At 43.9% G+C, this 17,200-nt stretch carries 22 protein-coding genes; 6 read left to right on the top strand and 16 right to left on the bottom strand.

The features are described 5' to 3' along the window. Nucleotides 1-24: 24 nt before the first annotated feature. From NAF19_RS26910 to NAF19_RS26900, 3 genes are read right to left on the bottom strand one after another with little or no spacing between them, the layout of a single operon-like run. Entirely contained in the window at nt 25-1,089 is a 1,065-nt protein-coding gene (locus tag NAF19_RS26910; RefSeq protein ID WP_252793469.1) for an HlyD family secretion protein, read from the bottom strand. Nucleotides 1,090-1,114: 25 nt separating this feature from the next. Then, nucleotides 1,115-2,485 (bottom strand): TolC family protein, encoded by a 1,371-nt coding sequence (locus NAF19_RS26905; protein ID WP_252793468.1) that lies wholly within the window; start codon nt 2,483-2,485, stop codon nt 1,115-1,117. Further along, on the bottom strand, nt 2,469-3,116 hold the full coding sequence (locus NAF19_RS26900) for a TetR/AcrR family transcriptional regulator (RefSeq protein ID WP_252793467.1): 648 nt from the start codon (nt 3,114-3,116) through the stop codon (nt 2,469-2,471). Before NAF19_RS26900 ends, NAF19_RS26905 begins: the two co-directional genes overlap by 17 nt. Nucleotides 3,117-3,300: 184 nt before the next feature. Between NAF19_RS26900 and NAF19_RS26895 the strand changes: the two genes are divergently transcribed. After that, on the top strand, nt 3,301-3,870 hold the full coding sequence (locus NAF19_RS26895) for a Crp/Fnr family transcriptional regulator (protein WP_252793466.1): 570 nt from the start codon (nt 3,301-3,303) through the stop codon (nt 3,868-3,870). A gap of 76 nt (nt 3,871-3,946) precedes the next feature. Further along, a complete protein-coding gene (locus NAF19_RS26890) occupies nt 3,947-4,666 on the top strand; it encodes a sterol desaturase family protein (protein ID WP_252793465.1) in 720 nt (239 codons plus the stop codon). Between the two features lie 217 nt (nt 4,667-4,883). Here NAF19_RS26890 and NAF19_RS26885 read toward each other — a convergent pair whose 3' ends face one another. The 11 genes from NAF19_RS26885 to NAF19_RS26835 all read right to left on the bottom strand — a co-directional run bounded on the left by NAF19_RS26885 (nt 4,884) and on the right by NAF19_RS26835 (nt 13,186). Beyond that, nucleotides 4,884-6,896: a PAS domain S-box protein gene (locus tag NAF19_RS26885; protein ID WP_252793464.1), complete on the bottom strand. Its 2,013-nt coding sequence runs from the start codon at nt 6,894-6,896 to the stop codon at nt 4,884-4,886. Between the two features lie 368 nt (nt 6,897-7,264). Continuing rightward, nucleotides 7,265-7,612 (bottom strand): 50S ribosomal protein L19, encoded by a 348-nt coding sequence (gene rplS / locus NAF19_RS26880; RefSeq protein WP_256484507.1) that lies wholly within the window; start codon nt 7,610-7,612, stop codon nt 7,265-7,267. A 258-nt stretch (nt 7,613-7,870) separates the two neighbouring features. Continuing rightward, the gene (locus NAF19_RS26875) at nt 7,871-8,104 is read right to left on the bottom strand and encodes a hypothetical protein (RefSeq protein ID WP_252793463.1); all 234 of its coding nucleotides are present in this window, start codon (nt 8,102-8,104) and stop codon (nt 7,871-7,873) included. 4 nt (nt 8,105-8,108) lie between these two features. Beyond that, nucleotides 8,109-8,600, bottom strand: a complete 492-nt coding sequence (locus NAF19_RS26870) for a hypothetical protein (protein ID WP_252793462.1) — start codon at nt 8,598-8,600, stop codon at nt 8,109-8,111. A gap of 43 nt (nt 8,601-8,643) precedes the next feature. Beyond that, entirely contained in the window at nt 8,644-9,237 is a 594-nt protein-coding gene (locus NAF19_RS26865) for an RNA polymerase sigma factor (protein WP_252793461.1), read from the bottom strand. Nucleotides 9,238-9,365: 128 nt separating this feature from the next. Further along, nucleotides 9,366-10,043, bottom strand: coding sequence for a tRNA (guanosine(37)-N1)-methyltransferase TrmD (gene trmD, locus NAF19_RS26860; RefSeq protein WP_252793460.1), 678 nt, complete (start codon nt 10,041-10,043; stop codon nt 9,366-9,368). A gap of 158 nt (nt 10,044-10,201) precedes the next feature. Then, the gene (locus tag NAF19_RS26855) at nt 10,202-10,606 is read right to left on the bottom strand and encodes a VOC family protein (protein ID WP_252793459.1); all 405 of its coding nucleotides are present in this window, start codon (nt 10,604-10,606) and stop codon (nt 10,202-10,204) included. After that, the gene (locus NAF19_RS26850; protein WP_252793458.1) at nt 10,596-11,018 is read right to left on the bottom strand and encodes a VOC family protein; all 423 of its coding nucleotides are present in this window, start codon (nt 11,016-11,018) and stop codon (nt 10,596-10,598) included. Before NAF19_RS26850 ends, NAF19_RS26855 begins: the two co-directional genes overlap by 11 nt. A gap of 57 nt (nt 11,019-11,075) precedes the next feature. Next, the gene (locus tag NAF19_RS26845) at nt 11,076-11,276 is read right to left on the bottom strand and encodes a helix-turn-helix transcriptional regulator (RefSeq protein WP_252793457.1); all 201 of its coding nucleotides are present in this window, start codon (nt 11,274-11,276) and stop codon (nt 11,076-11,078) included. Nucleotides 11,277-11,557: 281 nt separating this feature from the next. Continuing rightward, entirely contained in the window at nt 11,558-11,815 is a 258-nt protein-coding gene (locus NAF19_RS26840) for a hypothetical protein (RefSeq protein WP_252793456.1), read from the bottom strand. A 375-nt stretch (nt 11,816-12,190) separates the two neighbouring features. Beyond that, entirely contained in the window at nt 12,191-13,186 is a 996-nt protein-coding gene (locus tag NAF19_RS26835; RefSeq protein ID WP_252793455.1) for a virulence RhuM family protein, read from the bottom strand. Nucleotides 13,187-13,198: 12 nt separating this feature from the next. Between NAF19_RS26835 and NAF19_RS26830 the strand changes: the two genes are divergently transcribed. Beyond that, a complete protein-coding gene (locus NAF19_RS26830; protein ID WP_252793454.1) occupies nt 13,199-13,624 on the top strand; it encodes a hypothetical protein in 426 nt (141 codons plus the stop codon). Between the two features lie 313 nt (nt 13,625-13,937). Here NAF19_RS26830 and NAF19_RS26825 read toward each other — a convergent pair whose 3' ends face one another. After that, nucleotides 13,938-14,603, bottom strand: a complete 666-nt coding sequence (locus tag NAF19_RS26825; RefSeq protein WP_252793453.1) for a GNAT family N-acetyltransferase — start codon at nt 14,601-14,603, stop codon at nt 13,938-13,940. Nucleotides 14,604-14,911: 308 nt separating this feature from the next. Between NAF19_RS26825 and NAF19_RS26820 the strand changes: the two genes are divergently transcribed. The 3 genes from NAF19_RS26820 to NAF19_RS26810 all read left to right on the top strand — a co-directional run bounded on the left by NAF19_RS26820 (nt 14,912) and on the right by NAF19_RS26810 (nt 16,672). Further along, on the top strand, nt 14,912-15,670 hold the full coding sequence (locus NAF19_RS26820; protein WP_252793452.1) for an SOS response-associated peptidase: 759 nt from the start codon (nt 14,912-14,914) through the stop codon (nt 15,668-15,670). Nucleotides 15,671-15,739: 69 nt separating this feature from the next. Then, nucleotides 15,740-15,958, top strand: a complete 219-nt coding sequence (locus tag NAF19_RS26815) for a hypothetical protein (protein ID WP_252793451.1) — start codon at nt 15,740-15,742, stop codon at nt 15,956-15,958. Nucleotides 15,959-16,444: 486 nt separating this feature from the next. After that, nucleotides 16,445-16,672, top strand: a complete 228-nt coding sequence (locus tag NAF19_RS26810) for a hypothetical protein (protein WP_252793450.1) — start codon at nt 16,445-16,447, stop codon at nt 16,670-16,672. Here the strand turns inward: NAF19_RS26810 and NAF19_RS26805 are convergent. Next, nucleotides 16,669-17,184, bottom strand: coding sequence for a hypothetical protein (locus NAF19_RS26805; protein WP_252793449.1), 516 nt, complete (start codon nt 17,182-17,184; stop codon nt 16,669-16,671). The genes NAF19_RS26810 and NAF19_RS26805 overlap by 4 nt on opposite strands. Nucleotides 17,185-17,200: the final 16 nt, after the last annotated feature.

Below are 17,200 nucleotides of genomic sequence, written 5' to 3'. Positions count from 1 at the left end.
GACTCAAGACTAATGACTTCCTAATTATTCCTTCACTCTCACAGACACATTTACGCTCATACCCGGGCGCAGTTTTGCAAGGTCTTCTTTGCTGCCGTTTATTTTAATTTTAACGGGCACACGCTGTACAACCTTTACATAGTTGCCAGTAGCATTGTCCGGAGGTAAAAGCGAGAATTTAGCGCCTGTTGCCGGAGAGAAATTGTAAACACTACCTTCAAATTTAATGTCTGGGTAGGCATCAACGTCAATCTCAACTTTTTGACCGTTCCGGATTTTATCAAGTTGGGTTTCCTTAAAGTTGGCGGTAATAAACAGGCTGTTATCGTTTACTACCGAAAACAGTGTTTGCCCGGCTTGCACCAATTGGCCAACCTGTACATTCTTTTTAGAAGTGATGCCGTCAGCCGGCGATTTTACCAGCGTGTATGACAATTGCAGCTTTGCATAATCAACGTCAACCTGCTTTTGGCTCACGCCGGTGTGGGTAACGTTTAACTGGCTTTTGGTGGTGCCAACTTGCTCCTGGGCAGCTTTGTATTTGTCCTGTGTGGCACGGTAAGTAGCTTGCGCAACCTCAAGGTCGGCTTTGGCCTGGTCAAATTGTTGCTGGGTTACCGAACCATCTTTTACAAGGTTTGCATAGCGGTCGTAGTCTTTTCTAACTTTTTCCAGCCTTGCTGCTGCGGATGCAACATCAGCCCTCGCGCTTGATGAATTCGCTGCTGTGGCGAAAATCTGGCTTTGGCCTACGTCAATGTTTGATTTTGCGCCGGTTTCGGCAGCTTGTGCCTGCTCCAGCTTCACTTTAAAGTCGCGGTCGTCAATTTTCACCAGTATCTGGTCTTTATTAACGTGCGTGTTTTCTTCAAAGTAAATACTGTCAACGTAGCCGCCAACGCGGGCTACAACGGGGCTTATATTACCGTCAACCTGTGCGTCGTCGGTATCAACGTGCTTGCCGTAGTATATATATTCTTTTATCCCGAAAATAATACCAATTACAAGTATGGTCCCCAATATTATCGGGAGCACCCTGTTCGGTTTTTTTTTCGGTTCGTTTTCCTGTGTTTCGTTTGCCTTTGCCATTGTATGTATTGTTTGGGTTTGTGTATTATTTATTAAGTTTTCCGGTCGATTTTAGTAGGGTATAGTATGCCAGCCCTGCATCGGCCTTGGCCAGCTCCAGGTTTATCTGTGCCTGGTAAAGTAAGGTTTCGGCATCTGCGCGGTCTGTGGCCGATGCGATATTGCTTTTATATTTCGATTCCAGTATTTTATTGTTTTCACCCGCCTGGTCGATCGAAGTTTGCAGCAGCTTAATTTTATCAAGTGCCTGTGTATATTGCTGGTAGCTCTGATTTACCTCTCGTTTTACATTATCAAGCTTAATATCTTTGTTGATGATCGTTTCTTCGCGCTGAATTTTAGCTTGCGATACCTTGTTTTTGTTGGTCCATAAAGCACCGAAGTTCCAGTTCAGGCTTAGGCCCAATGCTACGGGTGTAACGTATGAACCGCTTTTGGGTATCGGACTTGCAGCCACGTCAACATAATAAAGGCTGCCCGAAGCTGCCAATGTTGGTAATATATTGGCCTGTACGTTTTTAATTCCGGTTTCGGCATATTTGGTGCGCAAGTCAAGTTGTTTTAGCTCGATGCGGTTGCTCATGGCTGTATCAAGGTAGTTGGTCAGAGGGGCAACCTGCCTGTCTGCCTCGTTTATTTGAGCGATGGCCAATTGCGTTCCTTCCGGCAGGCCCAATAAAATATTTAAATTATAGTTTATGATTTTGCGGTTAGTTTCCAGGTCGATGCCGTTCAACTCGATGTTTGAACGCTGTAATTGAAAACGCAGCACGTCATTTTTGGTAACCAAACCCTGCTCAAAAAAACGCTGGGATTGTTTAATCTGCCGATCTATCGACGCCAGGTTTTGTTGTACCACTTTTTTGCTTTGCAAAACTTTATACAGCCCGTAATAAGAATTAATAATGTCGTAAGTTATCTCGTCCTTGTCGTTATCCGCATCCAAACGACTAACCTGGGTTAGTAAGTCTGTTGATTCCTTAGCGTACTTTAACTTATTACCACCGAAGATAACCTCTGATACTGAAACTGTGCCTAACCATGCGTCAGCACTTTTTGGTAGCGAGAGGCTCTGTGTGCCAAAAGCAAGCTTGTTGGCAGGTATTTCGGCACGGTTATAGCCAAAGCTGGCCTTGCCGGTCGGCTTGGCCTCATCGAGTGCCTGGTTGTAAACAGACACCGCCTCGTCAATTTTCGATTTCGACAACTTTAAAACCTTGCTGTTATCAAGGCCAAGCTTAATCGCTTCGTCGAGGGTAAGGGTACGGTCCTGCGCTTTTGCTGCAACGCCGAGCAGTAAGGTTAAGATAAGCGCAGGGATTAAAATACGCAGAAAGGTTTTCAGCGTATTTTTAAAAGGATCTGTTTGGTCGATGTTATTATTTTGTGTTGTCATTGTCGGTCATTAAGTAAGCTTTCAAAAGTCTCTTCATGTACGTTTTTATGCGGGGCTTAAGTTGTTCTTCCATGAATTTTTCGTCGCGGATATCATGTCCCAAAATCAGCGATGATAGGTGCGGGGTGTTGATGATATAATTTTTGGTGCCGAATATTGAGGCAATAACCAGTTGGATGTCTATATCCTTAAAAAAGCTGCCGTTTTTTATGCCCTCATCCAGTATTTTCCTTATTTCGATGACATTTACCATCAACATTTCGGTAATCTTATCGGTAAGGTCGCCGCGTTTATTCATGGTAATTTCGCGGTTAATCAACTTCTGGAAACAGTTGTTAACGATGATGCGGTCAACATATTTGTCTATACACTTGGCCAGCTTATCCCACGATGTCATGCTGTCATCGTTACCGATATTTTGTAGCAACGTTTGAAAGGATGATATCTTCCGCTCAAAAATTGCGAGGAACAAACCCTCTTTCGAGCCGAAATAATAATTAAGCATAGCCATATTTACCCCAGCTTCACCCGAAATCATGCGGGTTGAAGCGCCATCAAACCCGAAGTCTGAAAACACGCGTTCAGCAACATCAAGTATGTGGTCTTTCTTATCTATTTTCTCTTTTTCCATTGTTTTCCTCGAACAAAACTAATCAAACGATTGATTGATAAAATCATTTAATTGTCATGTTGTTTTAATGCACTGATTATCAGGCGTTAAAAATTAATCGATTGATTAACAAACAAAGAGTGTGGATTGTTTTTGAGGTGGATAAATATTATAATGAAATAAGATATTCTTAAATTGCACATACATGGAAACCGCGACCCTCCTAACTACCCTTAACAGCATTTCAATTTTATCCGAAGATTTGCAGGATAAAATAAAAGAATTTTTAATTGAGGAAGCGTTCCCACGCAAAAGCATCATTTTAAAGGCAGGGCAGGTATCCCAGCGTATCTACTTTGTAAAAAAGGGATTCATAAGAGCGTATTATAACAAAGGCAACAGCCAGTTTTCTACCTGGTTTATGGGCGATGGTGAGTTTATTATCTCTGTTTACAGTTTTTTCTCCCGCAGGCCATCATTTGAAAATATCGAGGTGCTCGAAGATTGCGTTTTGCAATCCATCAATTGGGACCAGTTGCAAACGCTATACAAACAGTTCCCCGAATTTAATCTCACAGGCAGGATTATTACCGAACAATACTATATCCGTAGTGAGGAACGCGCTATCAGCCTGCAAACGTTTACCGCCAAACAGCGTTATGAAAATCTGCTGGCTGCCTACCCGGGCATTCTTCAAAAAGCATCATTGGGTCAAATCGCCTCATTCTTAAGCATCAAACAGGAAACGTTAAGCAGGATAAGAGGCCGGAAGTAATGTTTCTTTTTTTGACTTTGGTCAAAACTTTCCTCCCCTGATGGCACCGAGATTTGATTAACTAAAAAAGAAAATTATGTTAATCATTATCTTATCATGCTTTGCCACCTGTTTTATTATAGAAAGGCTTTCCCCTGGCTGGAAACTACCACAAGTGCCTACCTGGACAATTCGAGTACTTGCCATAAATTTTGTCCAATTGCTGGTTGTCGTGGCTGCTGGCTATAGTTGGGAAAAATGGTTGTCGGCATGGTCTGTATTTCATGTATCGCAACATATTCCCAACTGGCTGGGGGGCATGTTTGCCTACTTTATTGCTACGTTTATATTTTACTGGTGGCACAGGTGGCGCCATACAAATGATTACCTATGGTGCCATTTTCATCAAATCCATCACAGCGCACAACGTATAGAAGTAATCACCTCGTTTTACAAGCATCCGCTGGAAATGACAGTAAATTCTATCATCGGTAGCTTGTTGGTCTACACATTGCTAGGCCTAAACCCCGAGGCCGGGGCCATTTACACTTTGTGTACTGCACTTGGCGAATTCTTTTATCATACCAATATAAAAACCCCGAAATGGATAGGCTACATTTTTCAGCGCCCCGAAATGCATCGGATACACCATGAATATGAAAAGCACGCGAGCAATTACGGTGATATTGTTTGGTGGGATATGCTTTTCGGCACCTACAGTAACCCCAAAGAGTTTACTACGTCATGCGGATTTGATATGGATAAGGAGCTTAAGCTCGCTGATATGCTGAAGTTTAAAGATGTGCACAAGGAATAGGCAATATCGGCAGTGAATTGAAGCGACGGTTATCTGCACATCCTGCTATAGGATTTCCCCGCCCCCTTCACTAACTTTAGGTCCGGCAAAATAATCAGCGAAATCAATGTAATCGTAAAAATCAGCGGGACAGGCGAAGGGATTGCGAATGATGAATATTTTGGGGTGCAGAAGAAGTTTAAGAAAATCTAAAGGGTTTTTGGTCTTCTCCTATTTGCTACCCTACCGGTATCTCAAAAAAGAATATCGACCCTTTGCCCGGCCCGCTTTCAACCCAAAGCCTGCCGTGGTGGCGGCTTATAATTTCTTTGCTGATAAAAAGACCAATGCCCAGGCCGGATATATGAGCCGCCATATCCTCAACCCGGTAAAAACGGGTAAAGATGCGTTCCTGCTGATCGCGCGTTATGCCTAAGCCAAAATCCTGCACAGCAACCAGCGCCTTGTTGTCGGCGACCGAAACTGTTACGTTAACCTGGTTAGCCCCCGGCGAATATTTAATAGCGTTTGACAGCAAGTTGATAATAACCTGCTCAATCCGCTGCCTGTCGGCAGTTACCAATAGCTTGTTAATGTTCGAATCGAACGTTAGCCGGTGTGTCTTGGTGGAATATTGCATCACCTCGATAACCTCTTTTGCGAGATGCAATAAATCAAACCCGGTGAATGAGAGGGGTAATTGCCCGGTTTCAATTTTTGAAACATCTAACAAATCAGATATCAGGCCCGAAAGTTTATTTATTTGTGCCAGGGCTTTTTCAATAAAAGGCTTGTTTCCGTCATCCGCCGGCAACCGGCGGTTTATTATTTGCAGATAACCGCTAAGACTGGTCACGGGCGTTTTTAACTCGTGACTGGCAAGTCCAATAAAATCATCCTTTTTTGAGTTTAGCTTTTGTATCTCTTCGTAAAGCCTCGCATTTTCAAGGGCTATAGCAGCCTGGGTGGCTACACTTTCAACCAGGCCCTCATGGTGTATGTTAAACCTGCCCGGTTCCGGGTGCCCGTAAAACAGTCCGCCTATTACCGCGCCCGATTTTGAAATTACCGGTACCGCCAAATAACTCACCACAGGTAAATGCCCCTTGGGCATGCCAAAGTGCGGGTGATTTTTTCCGTAACGGGGATCGTTGGTTATATCATCAACCCTTACGGTTCCTTCCCCACTAAATGTGGGATGAAAAACAGCGGTGTTGCGGGGCATCCCGAACTTTTCAAAGGCCTCGCGCGGCGCGCCTGACAGGGTAAACAATGTGTACGACTCGCCGTGCTCATCGAGCTTATTATAAAAAAAGGCGCCGAATGCGGCTCCGGTAACCTGGGTTGTAACATCCGTTACCTGTTGCAATATTTCCTGTACATCCAAACGCTCCGAAACCATTCTACCTACACTGTTAACTGTTTCCAGGTTATCAGCATAGCGTTGCAGGCTTTCTTCATTAGTTTTTTGTTTTGAAATATCACGCGCAATTTTTGATGCACCTATAACCTGTCCGGCTTGGTTTTTGATGGGTGATATAGTTAGTGAAACAGCTATTTCGGTGCCATCTTTTCTACGGCGGTATGTTTCATAATGTTCAACCTTTTTACCCTGGCGTATTTTCCCCAATATCAGGTCCTCTTCCTGCCTGCGGTTTTCCGGAATTACAATTATTATCGACTTTCCTACTATCTCGCCCTCACTATAGCCAAACATTTTAGCGGCCGATTTATTCCAGGAGGTTATTGTTCCATCGAGGGTTTTACTTACTATCGCATCTTCCGATGATTCGATAATTGCAGCGAGCATGGCTTGTTTGGTTTCGCCGCTACGCTGCTCGGTAACGTCAATTAAGGTGTTTACGGCGCCGACAAGTTCGCCTGCATCGTTAAAAGTGGGTACAGGGTATGGTTGTACATTAATTCTGGTGCCGTCCGGTCGTTCGATAATTATTTCTTCGCCCTCAATAGCAATACCTGCTTTCAGGGTACGGGCCATCGGACAGTTGTCCAGGTTTAAAGGCTCGCCGTTGGGATGGAATATTTTCCATGAACCACACCACAAATCTTTGCCAATTTCAGGTTTCCGGCCCCACAAATTTACAGCAGCCTGGTTAAATGATGTAATGTAGCCATTCCTGTCGCAAGCATAAACGGCAACGGGCAGGTTATCAAAAAGCTGCCCCGAAACTTGGCTATGCGTTATGGCCGGTTTTTTCGTTCGCAGCAGTTTATTTTCCTGAACACCCATTTTGTAATAATCTAATTATTAACCAAAAATATTCCGTAATGTTTTAAATGTTATCAAAGGGGGAGCTCAAATATCAACAGATAATTGGGTATTTGCAATAGAATAAAACGAGGGCGAACTAGCGGCGGCCGTTACCTGCAGCTATGTTTCTATAATGATTGTAAATGTATTGTCGATGCAGCAAGGCGAGGTGTTTGCAAAAAAGTGGCTGATGGAAATGTCAATCTAAAACACTTTTACACCCACATGGTAGTGAATAATGTAAAAGTGGGTTATAGTGTCGCGTTATAAGCCACGCAAAAAAGCCCCTCCGAATACCGGAAAGGCTTAAATATTTTATTGTTACCTCATGCCGGAGGCAGGAACAATTAAACTCTTTTTGATTTGATACGAGCTGCTTTACCGGTAAGGGCGCGCAGGTAGTACAATTTAGCACGGCGTACTTTACCGTGGCTGTTCACCTCGATTTTATCAATGTTTGGTGAGTTAATTGGGAATATACGCTCAACACCAATTCCGTTTGATACTTTACGTACGGTAAAGGTTTCGGTAGCGCCGGTACTGTTGCGTTGTATAACAACACCCTGGTAAACCTGGATACGTTCTTTATTACCTTCCCTGATTTTATAGTGAACACTTACCGTATCTCCTGATTTAAAAGACGGAAGTTGTCTTTTTTCTACTGATTGTTCTTCAACAAATTTTACTAAATCCATGATTTTTAGCTCTTAAAAGCGATTTTTAGCCCGTAAAAATCGGATTGCAATTATAGGGATTATTTTTTAATAAAAAAAGTCAATGTGAAAAATTTCCACAATTATTGTTTTGTTAACAAAATAGGGCGGTTTGCGGGAGTCCGAAAGTCAGTAAAGGCCGAAAAGACCGAAAAAAATACAGCTTCATGATAAAAAGGCGTTCTTAGGCAGCGCGTCATTAACCTTACAACTTTTAAACCTTACAACGTTCCAACAAAATTAATCAACCTTTTTAGCTGCTTCCGTAAAATAACCGACAATGGTATAAACCAAGCCGATCAGCAATAAATTGAAAACAAAATTAGTAAGCGTATCACTTATCGAGTGCGAGCGGCTGTCGATATCGATAAATGAGTATATGGCAAATGCGGTCGCTAAAACCAATATCGCCCAGCCCGCTATTGATGCAGGCCAATAAATAATCCCTTTGCGGGTAAACCAGTTCAGTTTCATGGTATTAATTTTTTATAACAATGTTTTCGGTAACTATATAAGCCAAAAATGTAAATACAATAGCCAGGCTAAGCAGTATTAATAAAATGTTCCATGGCTTTATTTTTATGGTGATGCCCAATTCACGTGCCCGGTCCTGGTCGGGGCCTGCTTTTTGGACACCTACGTGTACAATAGCAAGCGCGTTTATCACAATGCACACCATTGGCAGTATTACCAATAACACCGGCGATAGCAACCTGAGCCAGGGATTTTTATCAAGGCTTGCCATCAAATTAAACATCGATTCGAACCAGCTGAGCCTGAGGTGAAAAAAGTAATACATGCATACGCAAAACAGAAAATAGCATGGCGCAACAATAAGCCATACGCCGAGCGCCGCCGAGCGCTCCGTATTCATGATGGCCATTTTAACCATCTTCGGGTGCTCACCGGGGTTTATATCCGGTACCTGTAAGTTTTCCATTTTCTTTAAAAATTCGTCGTTATCTTTCATGTTGATTACCCTTATAATGCAGCGCCTGTATTTGGTTGCAGTGTTAAAGCATGTTTCTTAATTTTTCCAATCCGCGCGATAGCAGCGACTTGATTGTGCCTTCATTTTTATCTAATATGGCGCTTATCTCTGTGTTGGTTTTTTGTTCAAAATAGCGTAGCGCAATTACTTCCTGGTATTTAATGTCCAGCTTGAGCAGGTTGGTGCGGATCAGGTTAAAGTCGTTAAAACCTTGCATTTCTTTCTCCATCGCTTCGCGCTCGTCGGCATCCTGCTGGTGCAGCAGTTTTTCCATTTGCGGGTTCTCCAGTAGTTGCTGTAACGATTGGGGCTTGTATTTACTGCTACGGTAATATTGATTCAGTTCGTTAGTGGCAATGCGGTACAGCCACGCCGAAAGGCTGATTCCCCGCCATTGAAAAGTGTTTATCTTCAAAAAAGCTTTTAAAAAAGTTTCCGCAGCAATATCTTTCGACAGGTCATAATCGGCAGTACGGCGCAAAATGTAACCAAACACCGGCTTATACCAAATGTCAAACACCTGCCCAAACGCGGCCGGGCTGGCTCGACATTGTTGTATAAGTTCTTTTTCCTGTTCGGGGTTCATGGTTGCAACGCTATAATGCAAAGGGTGCATTTTGGTTGCAATCTAATTTACGATATAATATCAACCGTAGGTACATATTGAATACGCCCTAATGAATATGCGATGTACATTGGTTTATTAATAAGCAGACGAGGGCGTATGCGATACGTCCATACAAATTATTCATCCAGCAAATCCGGCCTTCTGGCCCTGGTGCGTTCTACGGCCTGCTCAAAGCGCCATTTTTCAATTTCGGGGGTATTGCCGCTTAATAATATATCGGGCACCTTGTGGCCGTTCCAGTCGGCTGGGCGGGTATATACAGGAGCATCCAGCAAGCCATCCTGGAAAGAATCAGAAAGAGCTGATGTTTCATCAGACAAAACACCGGGGATCAGCCTCACCACGGCATCAACCAAAACCGCTGCGGGCAATTCGCCGCCAGACAGCACGTAGTCGCCAATGGAGATCTCGCGGGTAACGTAAATATCGCGTATGCGCTGGTCAATGCCTTTGTAATGGCCGCAAAGTATAATAATGTTTTGTTTGCCGGATAGCTGGTTAGCTATGGCCTGGTTCAGTGTTTCACCATCGGGCGACATAAATATCACCTCATCATATTCCCGTTCGCTCTTCAGTTTTTCAATACATGCTGCAAAAGGAGGTATTGTCATCACCATGCCACTGCCGCCGCCATAAGGATAATCGTCAACGCTTTTTTGTTTACTGGTCGAATAATCGCGCAGGTTATGCACCACAATTTCGGCTATTCCCTTTTTTTGCGCACGCTGCAAAATAGAATGAGCAAAGGGGCTCTGCAGCAAATCGGGCAATACGGAAATAATATCAAAGCGCATAGGGCAAAGATAGGGTTTTGGAGAGAAGCAAGAAATCAAGAGCCAAGAATCAAGAAGTCAGGAATCAATATGAAAAAATCACTTCTGTTCAAGAAAACCGCCGGCAAAGCAATCGCTAACATTTTTCTTGACTCTTGCATCTTGACTTCTTGCCTCTCCTACAAAGGTCTGCAAATCTCCCAATGATGCCCGTAGGGGTCAATAATATGCCCTAAGCGGTAACCATAGTCCTGGTCGGCAACGGGATAAACTTCGGTTGCGCCTGCTGCAATGGCGCTGGCGGCGAAAGCATCGGGATTGGCCACTATCAATCCCATCCGGATGGGAATCGATGCAGCTTTCTCTGGCGTGGCATGCTCTGCCTCCGGCGAGCCATCGGCAACGAAAAAACGCGCACCATGAATAGATAGTTCAGCCACAATAGCGCCATCCGGGGCTTCAACCCGCATCAGTTCATCGGCGTTAAAGGCTTTTTTGTAAAACTCTACCGCAGCAATGCCATTGCTTACCGATAAGGTGGGCCTAATAGCCGTTTCGAAATCATTTGTAGTGTTATTCTCCATAGTTACCCGTCATTAAAATATCGTTGTTAATTATCTTTTCAATTGTCCAGTGATGGCCAAATGGGTCGACTATGCTGCCTTGGCGGTAGCCGTATTCATAATCTGTCACCGGCGAGGTGATCCGCGCGCCTGCGGCCTCCGCTTGCGCTACCACAGCGTGCACATCATCAACCATTAAGCCAACGGCTACTGTTGTACCGTTATGCACAGCCGGACTAAAGGCTGCGTCTGAAGTTTGCTCATGAATATGAAACAGCGCGTCGTCAATGGTAAACCCGGCGACATGCACCGAGCCGTCATCATTGTTTAATCGCCATAGCTCAACGGCATTAAATGCTTTAACGTAAAAGCTGATATCGGTTACCCCGTTTGGAATAACCAGCTCCGGGGCAAAAGTTGTTTTGGTTTTCATATGGGTTTATTTTATCCTTCTTTCTTGATTCTTGGTTCCTGACTCTTGGTTCTGCTCTCAATCCCCTTCTTCCAACATAAATATCTCTTCGAGCGGCTTGCCGAAAACTCTTGATATTTTTAATGCCAGTACGGTTGAAGGTACGTATTTATTACTTTCGATGGTGTTAATTGTTTGACGCGATACGCCTACGGCATCGGCAAGATCGGCCTGCGTTATATTTTTTATAGCGCGTTCAACGCGTATGTTGTTTTTCATGACAGCGCTGCGTCCTCTCCCGCCGCTCTGTTAAGCCAAAATATCACCCACCTGAAACGTATGATAAAAAACAGCAGAATACATGATGCTTCTTAATGAAAAGAAGTGCATTTCGTATGAAATACAGTTGTTGAAAACCGAATTGTCTAATCGAAAGGCGGATTTAGCCTTAGTTCGGGAGAAAATTAAAAACTGTACCAGGAGAAAATTTGTCCACGCTGTTGGGTAAACCCTGATAAGTTTGATGGTTTCACTCTATCGTCCATGGTCTATTCACTAATTCACCCATTCACCGAAACCCGCAACTCTTTATCAACCGACGCATGCGCCTGGGTTAAACCGTCTTCTTCAATGAACCTGAACTGCACGCCGTGGCTATGATCTGAGTAGCCAATAATGCGCAGCAACTCGTCGGCTATGCCCTGGGTTTGGCTGGCGTTTAGTTTGGCCTGTGTTGATACGTAAATGGTAGTTTGATTTAAATAGTTGCCCCCGGTTTCCATATTAATTCCAATTAATGCTGCCGCCTGAGAGGGCATGCTGCACAGGTAAAATTAGGCAGCCGCAGTCGGGCCCGCAATGGGGGAAGTACCCTATTTAGTAAGTAGAAATACGGTTATTGAGCGGGTAATAGTACGTGTTTGTACGTGTTATAAGTAAGCCGAAGAACTATTTCAGGGCTTTTAAGGTTACCAATTCGTTACCCTTAAAAATCAATTTTAGCATAGTTTTATGTTCCTGTGCACAGTGAAACCAAGGAACAGGGTGGAACAGCAAAAAGGTGAACCGAAGTGCCAAAAACCTTGTTTCTGGGCTAGTATGGCACTTTTTCTCGCATTGCCGCGCCAAAAAACGCGAAAAGTGCTGACAAAATAGTGTCAGTGCTTTTTTAAAAAAAATTGCTTATAGCGCTGTTATTTGGGCTTCTTCTTATTCAACTTTTTAGCGGTGGCCTCAAGCTGTTTTAAAAAGTCTTTTTCGACTGCTGAAAGGTCGTTTTTGGTTTGCTCTTTATATTTTTCGTATTCGGTGGTGGCTTTGTCGAGGGCCTGTTGGTGGCTGATGGTGCCGGCATTATCTAAAACGTCGTTACCGGTCATTTTTACAAAATCGTCCAGGCGCGCTATCCAGTCTTTCATATACATGGGCTTGCGGTTTAATGCCTGTAATTCGGCCAGTTCAAGGTAGGCGGTTACCATGCGGTTGAGTATATTCAGTTCGTCTTCGTCGAGGTAGTTTTTGGCTATTTCAATTTCCTGTCGGGTTGGCTTGCTGCCTTTTAAATGCGTAAGCCCGAGGTTGGCTTTGTTTGCATCAATGCGGTAGAAAATAATTTCGGCGGCGGTATGCCCGTGTGCCGCCCAATGCATTTTGTTTTGAACGGTTTGAAAAAACTGTACCGAAATTTGCAGCCTCGGGTCGTAGTCTATACTCGTGGCATAAATATCGAGCACTTTGCGCCAAAACACTTTTTCCGACGAACGTATATCCCTGATGCGCGCCAGCAATTCGTCGAAATAATTGCCCCCGCCGGCTTGCTTCAGCAATTCATCGTTCATGGTAAACCCCTTTACAATGTACTCCCTTAGCCGGGCCGTTGCCCATTGCCTGAACTTTGTTCCCTGGTGACTTTTTACGCGGTAGCCGACAGAGATAATTACATCTAAGTTATAGTAATTCGTGGGCTTGGTAGAAAAATCGGAATTTCCGATTTTTCTCATTGAAAGTTCGCGGTCCAGTTCACGCTCTTCATAAATGTTCAAAATATGTTCATTAACGGTCGAGCGCGATTTTTGGAACAGCTCTGCCATCTGATCTATGGTAAGCCACACCGTTTCGTCCTCCAAACGGGTTTCAATCCTGGTATTGCCGTCTTCAGTTTGGTATATAATTATTTTGCTTTCATCCATATTTTGCGGCTATTGCCTGTTGCAAGTGCAGGTTTTAAAGGTACGGAATTCGGTAATATTAAAATAAGACAGGTTGATTTTCGCCTTAACGCTGTCTCGGGTTGCTTCGAAATTTATTTTCGGGGATTAACCTTATATCCACCCCGCTCAATTGCCGCGGGGCTGTTACTTTTTGTCTTGATACAAAAAGTAACCAAAAAAATCAAGTCACCAGAAATGCTTCTTGCGCTTCAGGCCTTTCACGCACAAAGCCAAAACAACTGCGGGCTGGAATCTTTTTGCCGGATGACCCTTTCTCTCGCCGAACCTGTATGCAAAAATTTCCTATGCCCTGCCCTACGCACAGGCCTGCAGTTGTCTTGGCTTTTGCCCGAAGCTTATCTGGTGACGGACAACGAAAAATTATTGGATGCCCCCAAGTATTTCATGGTTAGTTAAGCAGTAGCATTGTGTTTACGGCGGGCAAAGGCACGACAGAAAAGCGGGCCAGGGAGTCTGGCCTGCAGCGCGGAAGCTTTTTTCTGTCTTGATTTTTTTGGTCCTTTTTGTATCAAGACAAAAAGGACTAGCCCCCGCGGCAATTGAGCGGGGACAACACTAAGTTAATCCAATACCCCCACATCAGCACCCCCCGCCTCCACAGTATACAATCCCGGTCGCCCCCGGTTTGCCAAAGGAAAGCATACGGACCAGGGCCATTCATGGTGAACCTTCTAACTCCCCAACTGATTAATCAACCACTCCCCACTCACTATTCACCACTCACCAATATGTAAATATTTTCCATACCATTAACCTTCACAAACCCATACCTTTCAAGTATTTGGATGGATCGCAGATTCCCGGGGTGGGTATCGGCCGTAATGGACTGCAAACCTAACCGGCCGAAACCATAGGCTAATACATGGGTTATAGCATCGGTGTGGATATGGTAATTCACCTTTGCCAGTGTGCGCTGCAGGTTCCAGTTTAATTTGAGGCGGTCGTTTTCGTCATCTTTAAGGCGTTGAAACTCCTTGATGATGTACAACTTAAACTCAATAGAAATCCACGAAGCAAATTCAAATGCGATATCTTTATGGGCAAATGTCCCGCCATATCTTCCCGACTTTGAAATAATACCTATGGCATTTGTATTTTCAATCCATTTTTTAGGTGTCATTACAAAACTATTTAGCCCGGCCTGCTTTTTAAACCCCTCGAATTCGAGGGGTTTAAAACCGGGGTTGTACATTAGCTCCCAAAAACCCAATAACTCAATCGTATTTCTATTTCGCAGCCAATTCTGAATAATAGAATCGGTATTGGCGCTGTCTTTATGGCGGGCTATGTCGGTAATTGAAACATAGTCTTCATCCCCGTTCTGGAACAAAACAATTTCAGTCCCTTTTACATTGATAGTTTTACTTTTTGCCATTTGCTATAATTTTATTGGCGTTTGATCATGGCAATTTACTAATTATATTAGCAAAAAGAAATTGTAGCAGGATTTTTTTATCGCTAACCGGTGACATACTACTATGGAGAATGCGGGCTACCCTAAACGCGCGGCAAGGGAGACCGCATCTCCCAGCATAGTCGTCCGTAGTTTCTAAACTACAAACAGCGGGTCAGTCTCGCACCAGAGGAGGTTATTTCATATTTTTTTCATTAAATATTTTTTTTAACTTGGATTTTTCAGAACCGCTTACGTTCCAATTTGTTCATACAGTTAAACTAATTACTATGTGTTATCATGTGCAGGTTTCAGGCAATCCGGATGCCTATGAAAAAAGGTTCGGGCGAAAATTTCATCCTCACTTTATTGATAAGATGAAAAAACTTTATCATGCAAACGGTTTTGCCCATCCCGACCTGCCAATAATAACCCAGGAGAACCCCGAAGAAATTGAGCTGGCCCAATGGGCGCTGGTACCGCATTTTGCCTTTAACGACACCGACGCTAAAAAATACCGCGTTGGCAACCTCAATTCAAAATGCGAAACCATATTTGAGCTAAAATCCTTTAAAAAACCAATTTTGGAGCGGCGCTGCCTGGTATTAGCCGACGGCTTTTTTGAATCGATGGATTATAACGACGTTGCTTACCCGTTTTTTATTTACCCCAAAGACAGGGAACCATTTGCCTTTGCCGGCATTTATTCTTATTGGAAAAGAGAAAACGGCGACGTGCTAAAAACCTTGTCTATTGTTACTACAACTGCTGCGCCAAACCACCTTATGACGAAAATCCACAATAAAAAATTACGGATGCCGGTTATATTGCCGCGGGAAATTGAAAACATGTGGTTAAAAAAAGATCTGTTACCGGAGGAATTAAAAGCCCTGATGTTACCCCTCGAAAACGGCATTTTAACCGCCCACCCTGTAAGTAATGATGTAAACAAATCAAAGGTGCACAGCAACCACGAGTACATTACCGACGTTTTTGAATACCCCGAACTTGCCGGTGAAGATTGGATTAAAAAATTATTGGCTGCCTGATTTTTGAGCGCGAAAGCATACTGGCCACCTGAACGCGGGGACGGAGCGCAAACGGTTAAAATATATTTGATGACTAAATTTAAGTTTAATGGGCACCAGGTTACGGTTGAAAATGGTAAAATTAAAACCGGGAACAAGGTCGCCTACGATGTTATTTCGCCGCTTATTAAATGTACGTCCAGCGGGCCGGAAGAGGGGGACGGGTTGATAATTCTCCTTATAAGTATATTTGGGAACGAAATCATTACTGACATTGATTGTAATGAAGACCCTGGCATAATTAACTAATAAATAATTAGCCGGGTAAAATATCTTTAACTCCCGTCCCAATTTCAATATCGTTATCCCGCAAAATAAATTTTAAGCTTCTTTTGCTACCGCAAGCGTCCCTGCTTGTGGTACGTTTACAGGTAACAAGGATACATTGACGATTGACTGCCTACCACCAGGCATTATGTCGAATGGATGTTGGGTGACCTAAACGCGGGCCACAAGCGAGGACGCTTGCGGCAGCGGGGGATTTTATAATTGATTGAAACGGCTAATCACTGCCAACTGCCCACTCAAAACTGCCAACTGATTACAATGGTTGTTTTATAATTGATTGAAGCGGTTAATAACTGCCAACTGCCCACTCCTAACTGCCAACTGATTAAAATGGTTATTTTATAATTGATTGAAACGGTTAACCACTGCCAACTCCTAAAGCCAACTGATTAGCCACTGCCTACTCACTACTCACCACTCACTATACCCCACTGCCCACTATTTAACATGGGGTTCCCCGCCGGTAGAAGCGGGGCGCGCTTTCTGTTCATACGCCTGCAGGCCTTAGGCGCGGCCTGCACTGAGGCCCCCGAAGGCCGGTATCCACGCCAATCGCTAACCCGGGTTTGTGGTTACATGGCATGCGGGTTACCTGAACGCGGGGCAAGAGAGACAGCGTCTCCGGGCATAGTCGTCCGTAGTTTGGAAACTACGGACAGCGTGCGCCGTATTTAAGGATGAATCCGGGCAATCTCGCCATCCAATATTTCGCATAACTTATTTTTTGCCGACCAACTGTGATAGTTAAAACAACCCATCATCAAAAGGTAGCCAAATAAAAACATCCACAAGGGAGCAAGCGTATCTGAAGTGAACGGCTTCTTTGTAAAACCCGTAAAAACCATCCATAGCCCGGCAATTCCCGCAATGCCTAACCAAAGGAACATAAACGCGAACACCAATGAACTCAGCCGCATTTTAACTTTTAAAAGGCTGCCTGTAAGTTGAGTTTCAATGGTTCCGCTTATTTCCGGTATAAATGAATCGCGGCCAACAAACGCAGGTTTAATTTCAAACCCACGGGCGTCCACATACCCGCTAAAGTAACGATCTAATGATTGCTGCCTGAATATCAATAGAAAAGTAAACCCTTTGGGACGTTCAACTTCCGCCCCAAGGCGCTGCTCTATTTCTCCTGATTTTAGCGGGCTCGAAATGTAAAAACTTTCAAAAGGAAGAAATAACATGGCTTGATTTGTAATG

It is taken from the genome of Mucilaginibacter flavidus (genome assembly GCF_024055575.1).
In the GTDB taxonomy this organism is placed as follows: Bacteria; Bacteroidota; Bacteroidia; order Sphingobacteriales; family Sphingobacteriaceae; genus Mucilaginibacter; species Mucilaginibacter flavidus.
Note: the sequence above shows the minus strand (reverse complement) of the source record. Positions and strands in the feature narration are given on the sequence as shown.

Bases quoted from the DNA above. Each gene is read 5' to 3' on its own strand.
- trmD (WP_252793460.1), bottom strand. From the start codon at position 10,043: ATGCGCTTTGATATTATTTCCGTATTGCCCGATTTGCTGCAGAGCCCC.
- NAF19_RS26845 (WP_252793457.1), bottom strand. From the start codon at position 11,276: ATGAAAAACAACATACGCGTTGAACGCGCTATAAAAAATATAACGCAG.
- NAF19_RS26890 (WP_252793465.1), top strand. From the start codon at position 3,947: ATGTTAATCATTATCTTATCATGCTTTGCCACCTGTTTTATTATAGAA.
- NAF19_RS26810 (WP_252793450.1), top strand. From the start codon at position 16,445: ATGGGGTTCCCCGCCGGTAGAAGCGGGGCGCGCTTTCTGTTCATACGC.
- NAF19_RS26835 (WP_252793455.1), bottom strand. From the start codon at position 13,186: ATGGATGAAAGCAAAATAATTATATACCAAACTGAAGACGGCAATACC.
- NAF19_RS26875 (WP_252793463.1), bottom strand. From the start codon at position 8,104: ATGAAACTGAACTGGTTTACCCGCAAAGGGATTATTTATTGGCCTGCA.
- NAF19_RS26905 (WP_252793468.1), bottom strand. From the start codon at position 2,485: ATGACAACACAAAATAATAACATCGACCAAACAGATCCTTTTAAAAAT.
- NAF19_RS26815 (WP_252793451.1), top strand. From the start codon at position 15,740: ATGACTAAATTTAAGTTTAATGGGCACCAGGTTACGGTTGAAAATGGT.
- NAF19_RS26825 (WP_252793453.1), bottom strand. From the start codon at position 14,603: ATGGCAAAAAGTAAAACTATCAATGTAAAAGGGACTGAAATTGTTTTG.
- NAF19_RS26850 (WP_252793458.1), bottom strand. From the start codon at position 11,018: ATGAAAACCAAAACAACTTTTGCCCCGGAGCTGGTTATTCCAAACGGG.
- NAF19_RS26910 (WP_252793469.1), bottom strand. From the start codon at position 1,089: ATGGCAAAGGCAAACGAAACACAGGAAAACGAACCGAAAAAAAAACCG.
- rplS (WP_256484507.1), bottom strand. From the start codon at position 7,612: ATGGATTTAGTAAAATTTGTTGAAGAACAATCAGTAGAAAAAAGACAA.
- NAF19_RS26805 (WP_252793449.1), bottom strand. From the start codon at position 17,184: ATGTTATTTCTTCCTTTTGAAAGTTTTTACATTTCGAGCCCGCTAAAA.
- NAF19_RS26865 (WP_252793461.1), bottom strand. From the start codon at position 9,237: ATGCACCCTTTGCATTATAGCGTTGCAACCATGAACCCCGAACAGGAA.
- NAF19_RS26870 (WP_252793462.1), bottom strand. From the start codon at position 8,600: ATGAAAGATAACGACGAATTTTTAAAGAAAATGGAAAACTTACAGGTA.
- NAF19_RS26855 (WP_252793459.1), bottom strand. From the start codon at position 10,606: ATGGAGAATAACACTACAAATGATTTCGAAACGGCTATTAGGCCCACC.
- NAF19_RS26900 (WP_252793467.1), bottom strand. From the start codon at position 3,116: ATGGAAAAAGAGAAAATAGATAAGAAAGACCACATACTTGATGTTGCT.
- NAF19_RS26895 (WP_252793466.1), top strand. From the start codon at position 3,301: ATGGAAACCGCGACCCTCCTAACTACCCTTAACAGCATTTCAATTTTA.
- NAF19_RS26840 (WP_252793456.1), bottom strand. From the start codon at position 11,815: ATGCCCTCTCAGGCGGCAGCATTAATTGGAATTAATATGGAAACCGGG.
- NAF19_RS26820 (WP_252793452.1), top strand. From the start codon at position 14,912: ATGTGTTATCATGTGCAGGTTTCAGGCAATCCGGATGCCTATGAAAAA.
- NAF19_RS26885 (WP_252793464.1), bottom strand. From the start codon at position 6,896: ATGGGTGTTCAGGAAAATAAACTGCTGCGAACGAAAAAACCGGCCATA.